The organism is Amycolatopsis sp. (genome assembly GCF_036008905.1).
GTDB lineage: Bacteria > Actinomycetota > Actinomycetes > Mycobacteriales > Pseudonocardiaceae > Amycolatopsis.
Map to the genome: position 1 here is coordinate 35,800 of NZ_DASYMU010000067.1, position 13,037 is coordinate 48,836.

Consider the following 13,037-nt stretch of genomic DNA (forward strand, 5'->3'; position numbering starts at 1 on the left):
ATGCACAGGAAATGTCGGTACGCGCCAGTAAGTTCCGATCATGACCGTACGAGGCGCCTTAGCCGGGATAGCGCGACTTCTAGCGCCAGGGGAGCCGGAGGTCTCGGATCGGGTGTTGCGGGCGTATGACGCGCCGGAGGCGTACCTGAGCGAGCATGCGGACAGGCTCGAGGAACGGGGGATCGACACCCCGATCGACAACCTCGCCTGGATCGCGCTCGTCGACTCCCTCGACGATCACCACCTGCTCGGCGAGGTCGACTGGAAGGAAGCGCCGGAGGACATCCGCTACGCGCTCGACCAGCTCACTTCACGCCCTGGCGAGGAAGTCTGGGCCTGACACGATCCCGAAGAGCACTTCTTCACCCACGACTTCCTCGAGCGCGCCGGGGAACACACCTACGCGGCGGGCACCGCGCTGATGCAACTGGACATCGAGTCCGACTGCTACCCGCTGGCCTACCTCCCGGTCGCCCGCGTCGCGGAGCTTATCGAGCTCGCCACGGACGCGGGCTACCACGTGGAGGTTTTCGGCCGGCCGGTCGCCGGTTCGCCCCGGCGACCCGAACCGGTCCGGCGTCAGCCGCGGACGCCGGTGATGTGCTCGATAGCGAGCTGGTTCAAGCGCGAGAAGTGATAGCCGCGTTTGGCCGCGGTCGGCTCGTCGAAGTCGTCGGCCAGCAGGTCGTCGAGGGTCTCGCCGGGGGCGAGGGTCGGCACCGAAAGCTCCGGCACGCGCGACGCGGCGAGCGCCTCGGCGACGTCGGGGTCCGCGCGATAGGCCTTGGCCTTCTCCTTGAGGATCAGGTACGTCCGCATGTTGGCGGCCGCGGAAACCCAGACGTCGTCGGAATCTTCGGTGCGCAGCGGCTTGTAGTCGAAATGCCGCGGGCCTTCGTAGCCGCCGTTCTCCAGCAGGTCCACCAGGAAGAACGCGCTCGTCAGGTCGCCGTGGCCGAAGATCAGGTCCTGGTCGTACTTCGGCCCGTGCTGGCCGTTGAGGTCGATGTGGAACAGCTTGCCCTGCCACAGCGCTTGCGCGATGCCGTGCACGAAGTTGAGCCCGGCCATCTGCTCGTGGCCGACCTCGGGGTTGACGCCGAACAGCTCGGGGCGCTCCAGCTGACCGATGAACGCGAGCGCGTGGCCGATCGTCGGGAGCATGATGTCGCCCCGCGGCTCGTTCGGCTTGGGCTCCAGCGCGAAGCGGATGCCGTAGCCCTTTTCGGTGACGTACGCCGCGAGGAGGTCCAGGCCTTCCTTGTACCGGTCCAGCGCCGCTCGCATGTCCTTGGCGCCGTCGGACTCGGCGCCTTCACGGCCGCCCCAGACGACGTACGTCTTCGCGCCGAGCTCGGCGGCGAGGTCGACGTTGCGCCGGATCTTGCGCAGCGCGTGCCGCCGGATGTCGCGGTCGTTGCTGGTCAGGCCGCCGTCTTTGAACACGGCGTCGCTGAAGAGGTTCGTCGTGGCCATCGGCACGACGAGCCCGGTATCGGACAGCGCCTGCTTGAACACCGCGATCGCCTTGTCGCGATCGGACTCGGTGGCCAGCAGGTCGTCGTCGTGGAACGTGACGCCGTACGCGCCGAGTTCGGCGAGGCGGTGCACGCTCTCGACCGGGTCGAGCGGAGCCCGGGTGGCGCCGCCGAACGGGTCGACCGCCTGCCAGCCCACGGTCCACAAGCCGAAAGTGAAATGGTCTTCCCTGGTCGGGGTGTAGGCGTCCATCTGCGATCCTCCGATTTAGTTCACGTTATGGATTAAATATGCGGTGCCGAAGGCCGTGACGTCAAGAGACAGCTAGTGCCCACCCGTCGCCCACCACCACCCTCAACGGACACGCTGCGCGTGACATCTACTCTCTAAGCATGAGCCAGGCCGTGCGACACGACTCGATGCGTGCGCGCAACCTCGAGGTCGTCCTGGGCGAGGTAGGCCGCCACGGGCCGATGACGCGCGCCGCCCTGGCCGAAAGCACCGGCCTGACCAAGAGCACGGTGTCCAAACTGGTCGCCGACCTGCTGGAAGCCGGGATCCTCACGGAGTCCGGTGTCATCCGCGCCGGAGAGCGCGGCCGTCCCGGTGTGGAGGTCAGCCTCAGCGGGCACCGGGTCGCCGCCCTCGGGCTCGAAGTGAACGTCGACTACCTGGCCGTCTGCCTCCTCGATCTCGCGCGTTCGGTCCGGCTGTCGATCCGCGTCGAGCGTGACAACCGTGGCAGCCGCCCGGACGCCGTGCTCGCCGAGCTGCGGGTGCTCGCCCTCGACGCGATCGAGGAAGCCGGGCGGATGGGCCTGACCGTCGCCGGCGCGATGCTCGCGGTGTCCGGCCCGGTCGACCACGGCGTGCTCTACAACGCCCCCAACCTTGGCTGGCGCGACGTCCGAGCAGCCGAGTCGCTCCGGCTCCCGCTCGACGTCGACATGGACAACGAGGCCAACCTGGCCGCGCTCGGCGAGCTGTGGTTCGGCACGGGTGACCCGGATTTCCTCTACGTGTCAGGGGAAATCGGCATCGGCGCCGGGCTCGTGGTGGACGGCAGCCTGTTTCGCGGGGTCCACGGGTTCGCCGGGGAGCTCGGGCACGTCGTCATCTCGCCGACCGGGCCGCCGTGCCGCTGTGGGAGCCACGGCTGCCTGGAGAGCTACGCGGGCCAGGAGGCGCTGCTCCGGGCCGCAGCCGTGGCCGGGGGAGTGACCGAGCTCGTCGCGAAACTGCAGAACGGCGACAAGCGAGCGACGAAGGCTTGCGCGGACGCCGGTCGCGCACTCGGTGTCGCGCTGACCTCCGCGGTGAACCTGCTCGACCTCGACCGGATCGTGCTCGGCGGGGTCTTCGCGCGGCTGTTCCCGTGGATCTCCGGCTCGGTCGGCGAAGCGCTGGAATCCCGGCTCGGCACGCTTCGGCGGACCGTGCCGTCGCTCTCCGGATCCCGGCTCGGCGGTGACGCCGCGACGCTGGGCGCCGCGGGACAGATCATCCAGCGCATCATCGCCGAGCCGGGCCCGTACGTCGCCCGTGCCAGAGAGACCTAGTGTGCGAGTCCCGACCCAGCGTGGGTCGTGAGTGGCTACGAGTGTTAGAACACTTGTTGCCACTCACGAGCCACCCACCCAGCCGCGCCTCTAGTGCTCAGCTCGCGGCGAACCGGTCGACCCAGTAGCGCGTCCGGTCCAAATAGGACGTCTCGGCGGCGGCGCCCGTCTTCCCGTACGCGCCTTCGAAGGTGAGATAGCCCTGACCCAACGGCGGTGCCGAACGCGCCGGTTCGAGCACCGAGCCCTCGTGCCACTCGTTGAACGAGGTGACCGACACCCAGTCCGGGTTCCCGCCGATCGACGGCGTCACCGCGTTCTGCCACTCCTTGTCATACGTGGCACCGTTTTCGCGGGCCAGCGTCGGCGTGGTGTTGCCCACGACCGCGCGGTCGTCGATGTAGCCAGGGCCGACCGACGGAGCCCACACCAGGCCGTTGGCCGCGCAGAAGTCGCCCGCGCTCTTCCAGCCGGGCGCGGTGGCCCCGGCGATCGCGTCGTAGGTGTACATCCCGCCGAAGTGCGCGACCTTCGAGGTGTCGGTGGTCTGCGCGAGGATGATGTTGGTCGCCTTCAAAGCCTCGATCGGCGTCCAGTCGACGATCCGCAGGCTTTCGAAGACGTAGAAAGCGGGCCGGTTGCCGTGTTCGGCGTCGCGGTAGTAAGCCGGGCTGCCGCCGTAGCGCGAGTTCAGGTAGTTGACGTCGGCCACCGTGGATTCCGCTGTCCGCCCGCCGTAGGGCTCCAGGTGCCACGCGACCTTGATGCCGTACTTGGCCGCGGCGGCCAGCACGCCCGGCGCGAGTTTGTCCTCGTACGAGCCCTGGCCCCACCAGCTGTAGACGAGCGTCCCGGCGCCGGACCGCCGGATCCACGCCATGTGCTGGTCGACGGCCCCGGCGAAGTCGCCGGAGTCGTACGCGCCGAGCTTGGGGTAGTAGTCCGCGCCGACGTCGGCGGGCGGGGTGTGGCCGCCTTGCGGCCAGTGCCGGTAACTTCCCGCCACCGAAGGGTTTCCGTACCACGGGTAGTAGAACAACTGGACCTTTGTGGACAGTGGAGCCGCTTGGGCGGCCACTGTCGGTACGGTGGAGGCGGTGGCCGATCCGAGGATCGTCAGTGCCGCCGCCGAGATGGCCAAGATGATCGTGCGCCAGCGTCGCATGGATGCTCGCTCCTCGTCGCGTCATTGCGGATGGCGAGCATACAAATTTCAAACAGACTGCAGCAATAGTTCGACGAACACTCGCAAGATCCTGGCTCGTTGTCCGATTGCTGACAGAAATGTCCGTGTTTGCCGACGATGCACCCAGGCGATGCAACCAACGGCCCGCCGGTTACGTCCTGGCTGTGGAAGGTGGTGCGTCATGCGCAAAGCGCTCGCGGCAGTCGGACTCGGCATCGTCCTCGCCGGATGCGGCGCGCAGGCACCGGGCCAGGCACCGGGGCAAGCCCCATCCGTCCCGACCCAGACTTCGGAGAAACCCGTGGCCCCCTCGCTGGACACCCAAAGCCGACGGCTGCTCGATCAGGCCCGGAGTGCGGGCAAGGAAAAGGTGACCGCGCTCGTCCTCGCCGCGCCCGGAACGACCGCGGATCTCGAACGCGCACTCGACGGGCTGGGCGTGAAAGTCCTGTCCGCCGACGCCCCCACGGGCTCGCTGCGCGTCGAGGCGCCGATCGCCGCCGTCACAGAGGTCGCGGCCCTGCCGTCGGTCACCGCCGTGCAGCTCGACGAAGACATCAAACGCGAAGAGCCCACACCCTGAGCGAGGGTGTGGGCTCTTCGTTACTGCCAAAGAGAACCTAGCTGACCGAACGGATGAGCACCGTTCCGTTGCCGACCTGGACGTTGGTGTCGGTCTGCACCGACAGCACGCCCCGGAGCACGCGGCCCGCCGCCGGAACGGCGTTCGCGGTCACGGTTCCGGGCACGGTCCACGAGGCGCCCGAAGCGCGCGCCGCGTTCGCGTCCGTCACGGCGACCGTGCCGAACGCGGGGTTGACGAACGTGTCGAGGTAGTTGTACGTCGTCGTGCCCGCCGGAACGGCGTACCCGTCGACCAGCACGATCCACTGCCCGGCGGCCGGGTTGTTGATCGTGACGGATTCCTCGGAGTCACCGTCGGCACTGGAGCCGGCGACGACGCAGGTGCCCGTGGTGCAGCGGTAGACCACGAGGTCGAGGTCCGCGCTCGGGTCGGACGTCCCGCCGATGGTGGCGGTGAACGACGTCGAACCGGGCGTGATCGTCACCGGGTACTGCTGCTGCGCCAGCTCGGCGATGCTCGGCGTCTTGATTGACGCGCTGCCCAGCGTGCCGCCGACGAGCCGCCCGCTGAACGCACCGAGCGTGTTGTTGACGGTGTAGCTACGCGCCACCGGCGTGCCGATGGTCGCCGACGCGATGTCGTCCGGGTTCGGCGAGATCGTCGTGCCGAGCACCGAGGCGCTCAGCGACCACGGAGCGACGTCCACATCGGACGTACGCCGGGCCTCGATGATGATCTCCCAGACACCCGGCTGCGGGTTCGCGACCGTACGGCTGGTCGGGGTGCCGTTGCTGCAGCCCGCGCCACCGTCGGGGTTGTAGCAGTTGGTCGTCGACGTGATGTCGATCGGCACCCCGGTCGGGTCGTAGCGCAGGAAGCGCACCTGACCCTTACCCGCGGGGCCGCCCGCGTCCATGTCGATCTTCAACGCGCTCGCGCCCTGCGGCACCTTCACGAACAGGCTCGACGCGGTGTTCCGCGCGATCTTGCCGGAAGCGTCGATCTTGTAGCCCGTGGCCGCGGTGAACTCGGTCGGCGCGAAGACCGTGTTCATGGTCTGCAGGTCGATGCCGATGGTCAACGGGTTGTCCAGGTACAGCAACGCCGAATGCGCGCCGCTGGTCTTGGGGTTGACCTTCACGTCGAACTTGACGGGCTTGTTCAACGGGAGGTTCAGCAGGCTCGACGAGGAGAACGTCCCGTCGTTGCCGACCCACCGCGCGAGGTAGAACGCGTTCGCCCCACCGGAGGTCCGGGTGAAGGTGTAGGTGCGGGTGTACGACTTGCCGGTGGTGACACCTTCGCGGTCGTGGATGCCGACGCCGATACCGGGCGTCTTCAGCAGACCGGACTGCACGGTGTGCACCTCGACCGCACTGGCGACGGTCTCGGGCTTCGGGTTGAGCTGCAGCGCGACGAAGGCCGCCGCGACGTTGAACAGCCCGGCACCCTGGGCGTAGGCGTCGATGCCCTTGACGAAGCGCGCGGTCGACTTGATCGCCGAACGCAGCTTCGCCACCGGCGGACGCTCACCGTTGTGGGTCGCCTTGTAGCCGCTCACGAGCAGCGCGGCCGCGCCGGTCGCCTGCGGGGAGGCCATCGAGGTGCCCTGGAGCATCGCGTAGCCGGCGGGGAGGGGGTACGTACCGGCGACCGGGCTGGGAACTTCCCAGCGGGGCACCGAGGAGATCGCCGCGCCGGGCGCGATGATGTCCGGCTTGAAGCCACCGTCTTCACGCGGTCCACGCGAGGAGAACGGGTGCAGGGATTCGGGAGCCGCGGTCTTCGAGCCGTAGTTCGAGAGCCAGGTTTCCTTGGTGATGTAGGAACCCACGCTGATCGCGTCGGTGGCCACCGAGGGGTCGCCGACCGAGTTCGCGCCGGCACCGCTGTTGCCGGCCGAGATGAAGATCTGGACGTTGTACTCGGCGATCGTGCGGTTGTAGAGCTCCGCGCGGGCGTTGTTGCCGTCGTTCAGCGAAGGCAGGCCACCGATGGAGATGTTGATGACGTCGGCGCCGTGGCTGGCCGCGTAGACGACGCCGTCGATCAGGCCGCTCGAGGTGCAGCCGGCGCTGGTGAGGCAGACCTTGACGGAGAGCAGGTTGGCGCCGGGGGCGGCACCGTCCATCTTGCCGCCGAAGAGGTCGTTACCGGCGGCGATCCCGGCGACGTGCGAGCCGTGCTCCGCGCCGGCGATGCCGATGTTGACGAAGCCGGCCTTGTCGGTCTGGACGACGAAAGCCATGCGCTCGGCGATGTCGGTCGCCGGGTTGTCCGTACCGAAGAAGCCGACGTCCTTCTTGAACTTGTAGTCGGTCATCGCGGTGTCGTTGGTGAAGTTCCCGTCACCGTTGAGGTCGACGCGGACCTCCTTGGTGGCGGTGTCCAGCAGCACGCCCCAGCTGTCGACGCGGTCGCCGTCACGGTTGAGGTCACCGCCGGTCTCGCTGTCGGCCGCACCGAGGTCGCCCGCGGTCTCGCGGAACAGGCCGAAGGTGTACGGGCCGCCAGTGGCGGGCGCGGTCCAGTTGCGGCCGCCCGAAGCGAACGGGCCGGTGTAGGTCGCGGCCGACTGGGCCACCCAGGTGCCGTCGCCGGAGTTCGTGGCGTTGGCGTTGTACCAGTCGGTGATCTTGCGCTCGCCGTGGCTGGTCGTGGCCAGCGCGGCGTTGTCGAGGTCCACGCCGGAGTCCAGCACCGCGACCGTGGTGCCCTTGCCGTCCCAGGCGGGGAACGCCTGGCCGAACTGCGCGGCATAGGTGTCACCGGTCGGCATGTACGGGTTCACGCGCGGGGTGTCCTTGCCGGGCGCCGGTTGGGGCGCCGGGTCGGCTGCTCCCTCGGGCTTCGGGTCGTCGCGCTTGATCAGCCCGTCGACGTCGACGGCGTTGACGGACGCGAGCTTCGCGGCCTTCGACGCGGCGGCCACCGGGACGCTGACCTTGACGTAGTCGAGCTTGGTGTCGGTGGACTGGACCACGCCGCCCAGTGCGCGCAGTTCGTCCACCGCCGCGCCGGTCTTGCCGCGCTCGGCCGCGATCAGCAGCGTCACGTCCGGCTTACCGGCTTCGGTGGCCTCGGCGACCAGAGCCCGGTCGCGCTCGTCCAGCTCTTTCCCGTTGGCGCCGGCCGCCGGGCTGGTCGGCGCCGCCGGTTGGGCGATCGCCTGTTGAGCGACGAATCCGAGTGTGGAAGCGCTCAGTGCGGTGGCGAGCAGGGTGAGCCCGGCTCTCCGTCTCCAGCTTGAACTTTCGATCACTGCATCGACCTCTCTCAAATGAACCTGCCGGAGCAGTACACATGGAGGGATCTTTAACGGCAATCAGACAGTTAGCCTATTTATCGCAACTAGTTGTGAGCCAAATGGCCTAGTGGTACCCGCTGTTAGGTGGCCACTACCTGTCGCCGCGAGTGGTTAAGTGGCAACTTGAAGTGTTCGGCATCCGGTAGGCGCCGGTCTGGCACTGTGGTCGGTATGAGCGAAGACTTGGTGCTGGCCGCGGTCCGGCTGGGGTCGGGTGGCCCGGTGGTCGATGTCCGCCTCGAACACGGCAGGGTCGCCGCGATCACCACGGATCAGCAGATCAGCGCGGGTGCCAGGGTGATCGACGGCCAGGGCGGCACGCTGCTACCGGGTCTGGTCGACGCCCATGTGCACGCCGTCCAGTGGGCCGCGGCGCGGCGTCGGATTTCGCTGGCCGACGCCGGATCCGCGGCCGAAGCGGTCACACTGCTCGTGGAAAGCCTTCGCCCGGCGGACCCCGGCGAGCTCGTCATGGCCGTCGGATTCCGCGACGGGCTCTGGGCCGATCGGCCGCACAAGGACCTTTTGGAGCGCGCTTTACCCGGCCGCGCGGTGGCGTTGTTCAGTAACGATCTGCACACGCTGTGGCTGAGCCCGGCCGCGCTCGAGCTGATCGGGCGCGAGCACCCGACCGGTGTACTGATCGAGGACGAGTGCATGCGGGCGACCGCGGACCTGCCCGTCGCGTCCGCGGAAACCGAGGACGGGTGGGTCGCGGACGCCATGCGGGCCGCCGCGGCGCGAGGCGTGACCGGGATCGCCGACTACGAATTCGCCGACACGATCACCGACTGGACCCGGCGTCTCCAAATGGAGCCTCCGTCGGTGCGGGTGTCCTGCGTGATCGCGAAGTTCGCCCTCGACGACGCCATCGCCCACGGCTACCGCACCGGTGATCCCGTGGCGGGTTCCGGCGGTCTGCTGACTGTCGGGCCGTACAAACTGTTCGTCGACGGCTCGCTCAACACGCGGACCGCGTTCTGCCACGACCCGTACCCGGGCCTGCAGACCCGCGGAAACCTGGAACTGCCGCCCGAAGAGCTCGTGCCGCTGATGAAACTGGCCTCCGCCAACGGAATCCTGCCCGCGGTACACGCCATCGGCGACCACGCCAACACGATCGCGCTCGACGCCTTCGCCGAGGTCGGCTGCGGCGGCCGGATCGAACACGCGCAGTTGTTGCGCCCCAGCGAGTTCGGCCGCTTCAAGGAACTGGGCGTCATCGCCGGCGTGCAACCGGCCCACGCGCCGGACGATCGTGACGTCGCCGACCGCTACTGGGTGGACCGGACAGCCCGCGCGTTCCCGTATGGCGCCTTGCTGGCCGCGGGCGCGACGCTGGAGATCGGCTCGGACGCGCCGGTGTCGCCGCTGGACCCGTGGGACGGCATCGCCTCGGCCGTCACCCGCACCGACGACGACCGCCCCGCCTGGCACCCCGAGCAAGCGATCCCGCTGGACGTGGCGCTGACCGCGGCGAGCCAGGGACGGGACTCGGTGCATGTCGGCGATGTCGCGGATCTGATGCTGGTCGCCGCCGATCCCGCGACTGTCCCGCCCGCGGACCTGCGGACGATGCCCGTGCTGGCCACCGTGCTCGCCGGCCGGCTGACCCATCTGGCCGTTTAGGTGCCCGACGTCTTCGCCATCTGTCGACAGATGGCGAAGACGTCGAATGTTTTCCGACTTTCGAGGCTTGACGGTTGTGGGTCACCGGGTCAGAATCACGGCTGACAACGTTGTCAGCCGAAGGGAAGTCCATGAGTTCGCGGGGTACCAAACGCGTCTTCGCCGCGCTCGTCACGTTGACCCTCGGAGCGGGCGTCGCCGCCGCGCCCCCGGCCTCGGCCGATCGTGGCCCGAAGTTCGCCGAAGATCCCACGACGCTGGTCGACACCTCGATCGGCAACAACGGTGACGGCACGACCTTTCCCGGCGCCGCGAAACCGTTCGGCATGGTGCAGCTCAGCCCGGACACGCAGCTGAAGAAGTACGCGTCCTACGACTACGCGCAGGACACCATCCTCGGGTTCAGTCACACGCATCTGTCCGGCGTCGGCTGCCAGACCATGGGCAACATCCGCTTCATGCCGACCACCGGCGCGGTGACCTCGTCCGATCCGGCGCAGTACGGCTCGAAGTTCAGCCACGACAACGAGACCAAGTCGCCAGGGTCCTACTCGGTGAAGCTCGACAAGTACGACGTCAAGGCCGAGCTCACCGCGACGGATCGCACCGGCCAACACCGCTACACCTACCCCGCGGGCGCGAGCGAGAACGTGCTGATCGAGGTCGGCGAGAGCAACGGCTACACCTACGCCGGCGATGTCCACGTGGTCGGCGACGACACCGTCGAGGGCTGGCTGCAGGGTGGCAACTTCTGTGGGGAGACCAAAAACGAGCGGTACAAGGTCTTCTTCAGCGCCAAGTTCGAGCGCAAGTTCGCCTCCTTCGGCATCTGGACCGACGGCAAGCTGACCCCGGGAGCGCGCGACGCGGTCCTCGGCAGCCAGCGCGCCGGGGCGTGGGCGAGCTTCGACCCGGCCGCGGGCAAGCAGGTCGGCGCGTCCGTTGGGCTGTCGTACACCTCCGTCGACGGCGCTCGGCTCAACCGCGGCGCCGAGGCGGACAAGCGCGGGTTCGACGCCGTGAAGGCTGAGGCCTCGAAGACCTGGCGTGACGAACTGAACCGGATGCGCGTCGCCGGTGGGACGCTCGCCGACCAGCGGACGTACTACAGCGCGCTCTACCGGTCGTTGCTGCACCCGTCGGTCGGGTCCGATGTGGACGGTCGCTATCGCGGCTTCGACGACCAGGTCCACCACAGCGAAACCCCGTACTACCAGATGTTTTCGCTGTGGGACACCTATCGCTCGCAGAACCAGCTGGTGGCGCTGCTGCATCCGGACCGCGCCGCGGACATGACGAAGTCCGTGCTCAAGATCTACCAGGACGGCGGCTGGGTGCCGCGCTGGGCGCTCGGCGGCGGCGAGACGAACGTGATGAGCGGCGACTCGGTGACGCCGTGGGTGGTCGACAACTACCGCCGCGGCCTGCTCGACGACAAGACCTCGCGCGCGTTGTTCGCCGCACTGTGGAAGAACGTCAACGAGGTTCCCGCGGACCAGTCGAAGTTCCGGGGCCGCGACGGCAACCCGAGCTACGTCCAGAACGGCTGGATCGGGTACCGGGACGTGCCGGGCTACACCTTCGGCGATACGCGTCAGGCCGGTTCGGCGACCCTCGAGTACTCACTCGCGGACTGTTCGCTTTCCTTGATGGCCAAGGGATTGGGCGAGAAGGACAAGGCGAAGACCCTCGCCGATCGCTGTGGCAACTTCACGAAACTGTGGGACACCGGCACGACGTCGAAGGGCTACGTCGGCTTCCCGCGCTCGCGTGCCGAGGACGGCACCTGGGTCGGTGAGGCAGACCCGGCGAAGTCGACCGGTTTCCACGAAGGCACGCCGTGGCAGTACCAGTGGCTCGCGCAGCAGGACGTGCCGGCGTTGTTCGGCCTGATGGGCGGCAAAGTGCAGGCGGAGCAGCGACTCGACACCTTCTTCGACATGCCGTTGCTGCTCAGCGATCCCGCCAAGGCGGCCAAGGACTCCTGGGTCCACGGCGCGTACGACTACCACAACAATTTCGCGTTCAACCCCAACAACGAGCCCGACCTGCACGCGCCGTGGATGTACTCGTGGACGGGCGCGCCGTGGAAGACCTCGGCGGCCATGCGCGCCGCGCGGACGCTGTTCACGGACACGCCGTACGGCATGCCCGGCAACGACGACCTCGGCACCATTTCGTCGTGGCTCGTGTTCGCGATGGCGGGTGTTTTCGAGGCGACACCGGGATCAGGTACCTACATCCTGAGCGCGCCGATGTTCGAGAAGGTCGAGATCGCGCCGGAACACGGGCGCAAGGTGTCCATCGAAGCGCCGGGCGCGAGCGCGTCGAAGTTGCAGTACGTGTCCTCGGTACGGACCGGTCACGGCCGTGAACTGAACCGGACCTGGCTCAGCCACGACGAACTGCTGCGGGCGGGTACCATCAAGTTCGCGCTGACCACCGACCCCGCGTCGACGACCTGGGGGACCGGACCCGCCGCGGCGCCGCCGAAACTCGTCGACGCGCCCTGACCCACGCTGCCAAGATGGGGCTGGTGAGCGAAAAAACGCTGCGGGCGCCCGGTGCGGACCTGTTCTACCGGACGGAGGGCTCGGGCCCGCTGCTGCTGCTCATCCAGGGCGGTCCCGGCGATGCCGACGGAACCCACGGCATCGCCGGGCATCTGGTCGAGCGCTACACGGTGCTGACCTACGACCGGCGCGGACTCTCCCGCAGCACGCTCGACGATCCGGGCGAAGTCCCCGGCATCGGCACCCATGCCGACGACGTCCACCGGCTGCTGGCCACCGTGACCAGCGAGCCGGTGGCCGTCTTCGGCACGAGTTTCGGCGCGTACCTCGGGCTCCAACTCGTCTCGCGCCATCCCGAACAGGTCGAGCTCCTCGTCGCGCACGAACCTCCCGCGACGCAGTTCCTCACCGACGAAAAGGAGACCGTCGTCCGGCTCGACGCGATCAGCTCGGACGAGGAAGCCGCCGCTCTGCTGGGCCTGGACTTCGACGAGCACGAACCCGGCGTCGAATTCCCGCCGCTGACTCCGCGGCAGGAAGCCAACGAGGTTTTCTTCCGGACCCGTGACGCTACTGGGGTCAGTGCACACCGGTTCGACGAGACGCTCCTGCTGACGGCACGCACCCGGATCCTGCCCGCGGCCGGAGCCGCCTCGGGCACCGCGTTCGCTTGTCGCTGCGCGGAGGAATTGGCGCGGCTACTGGGAAACGAGACGCTCTACTTCCCCGGCAGCCACGTCGGCCTCATCACCCACCCCGCCGCCTTCGCCGCCAAACT

Annotated in this window: 8 protein-coding genes and 1 pseudogene; 6 read left to right on the forward strand and 3 right to left on the reverse strand. The window is 68.4% G+C overall.

Features of this window, described 5'->3' with window-relative positions:
• Positions 1 to 40 precede the first annotated feature (40 nt).
• Positions 41 to 637: pseudogene (locus VGP60_RS41905) on the forward strand (DUF6630 family protein).
• Here the strand turns inward: VGP60_RS41905 and xylA are convergent.
• Positions 580 to 1,731, reverse strand: a complete 1,152-nt coding sequence (gene xylA / locus VGP60_RS12870; RefSeq protein ID WP_327548192.1) for a xylose isomerase — start codon at positions 1,729 to 1,731, stop codon at positions 580 to 582. The pseudogene VGP60_RS41905 and the gene xylA overlap by 58 nt on opposite strands.
• A gap of 140 nt (positions 1,732 to 1,871) precedes the next feature.
• Between xylA and VGP60_RS12875 the strand changes: the two genes are divergently transcribed.
• Positions 1,872 to 3,038, forward strand: a complete 1,167-nt coding sequence (locus tag VGP60_RS12875; protein WP_327548193.1) for an ROK family transcriptional regulator — start codon at positions 1,872 to 1,874, stop codon at positions 3,036 to 3,038.
• A gap of 97 nt (positions 3,039 to 3,135) precedes the next feature.
• Here the strand turns inward: VGP60_RS12875 and VGP60_RS12880 are convergent, their stop codons facing one another.
• Positions 3,136 to 4,203 (reverse strand): glycoside hydrolase family 99 protein, encoded by a 1,068-nt coding sequence (locus VGP60_RS12880; protein WP_327548194.1) that lies wholly within the window; start codon positions 4,201 to 4,203, stop codon positions 3,136 to 3,138.
• A gap of 202 nt (positions 4,204 to 4,405) precedes the next feature.
• Here VGP60_RS12880 and VGP60_RS12885 point away from each other — a divergent pair, with 202 nt between their 5' ends.
• On the forward strand, positions 4,406 to 4,807 hold the full coding sequence (locus VGP60_RS12885) for a hypothetical protein (RefSeq protein ID WP_327548195.1): 402 nt from the start codon (positions 4,406 to 4,408) through the stop codon (positions 4,805 to 4,807).
• Between the two features lie 37 nt (positions 4,808 to 4,844).
• On the opposite strand, the gene VGP60_RS12890 is transcribed toward VGP60_RS12885, so the two are convergent.
• Positions 4,845 to 8,069: a S8 family serine peptidase gene (locus tag VGP60_RS12890; RefSeq protein ID WP_414640339.1), complete on the reverse strand. Its 3,225-nt coding sequence runs from the start codon at positions 8,067 to 8,069 to the stop codon at positions 4,845 to 4,847.
• Between the two features lie 219 nt (positions 8,070 to 8,288).
• Here VGP60_RS12890 and VGP60_RS12895 point away from each other — a divergent pair, with 219 nt between their 5' ends.
• From VGP60_RS12895 to VGP60_RS12905, 3 genes are all read left to right on the forward strand, one after another.
• Positions 8,289 to 9,746 carry an amidohydrolase gene (locus VGP60_RS12895; RefSeq protein WP_327548197.1) on the forward strand — a complete coding sequence of 486 codons (1,458 nt, stop codon included), beginning with the start codon at positions 8,289 to 8,291 and terminating at the stop codon, positions 9,744 to 9,746.
• A 131-nt stretch (positions 9,747 to 9,877) separates the two neighbouring features.
• Complete coding sequence (locus tag VGP60_RS12900; RefSeq protein WP_327548198.1) at positions 9,878 to 12,259, forward strand: GH92 family glycosyl hydrolase; 2,382 nt, start codon at positions 9,878 to 9,880, stop codon at positions 12,257 to 12,259.
• A 23-nt stretch (positions 12,260 to 12,282) separates the two neighbouring features.
• Positions 12,283 to 13,037, forward strand: a 755-nt coding sequence (locus VGP60_RS12905; protein WP_327548199.1) for an alpha/beta hydrolase, incomplete at its 3' end; no start/stop codon positions are given.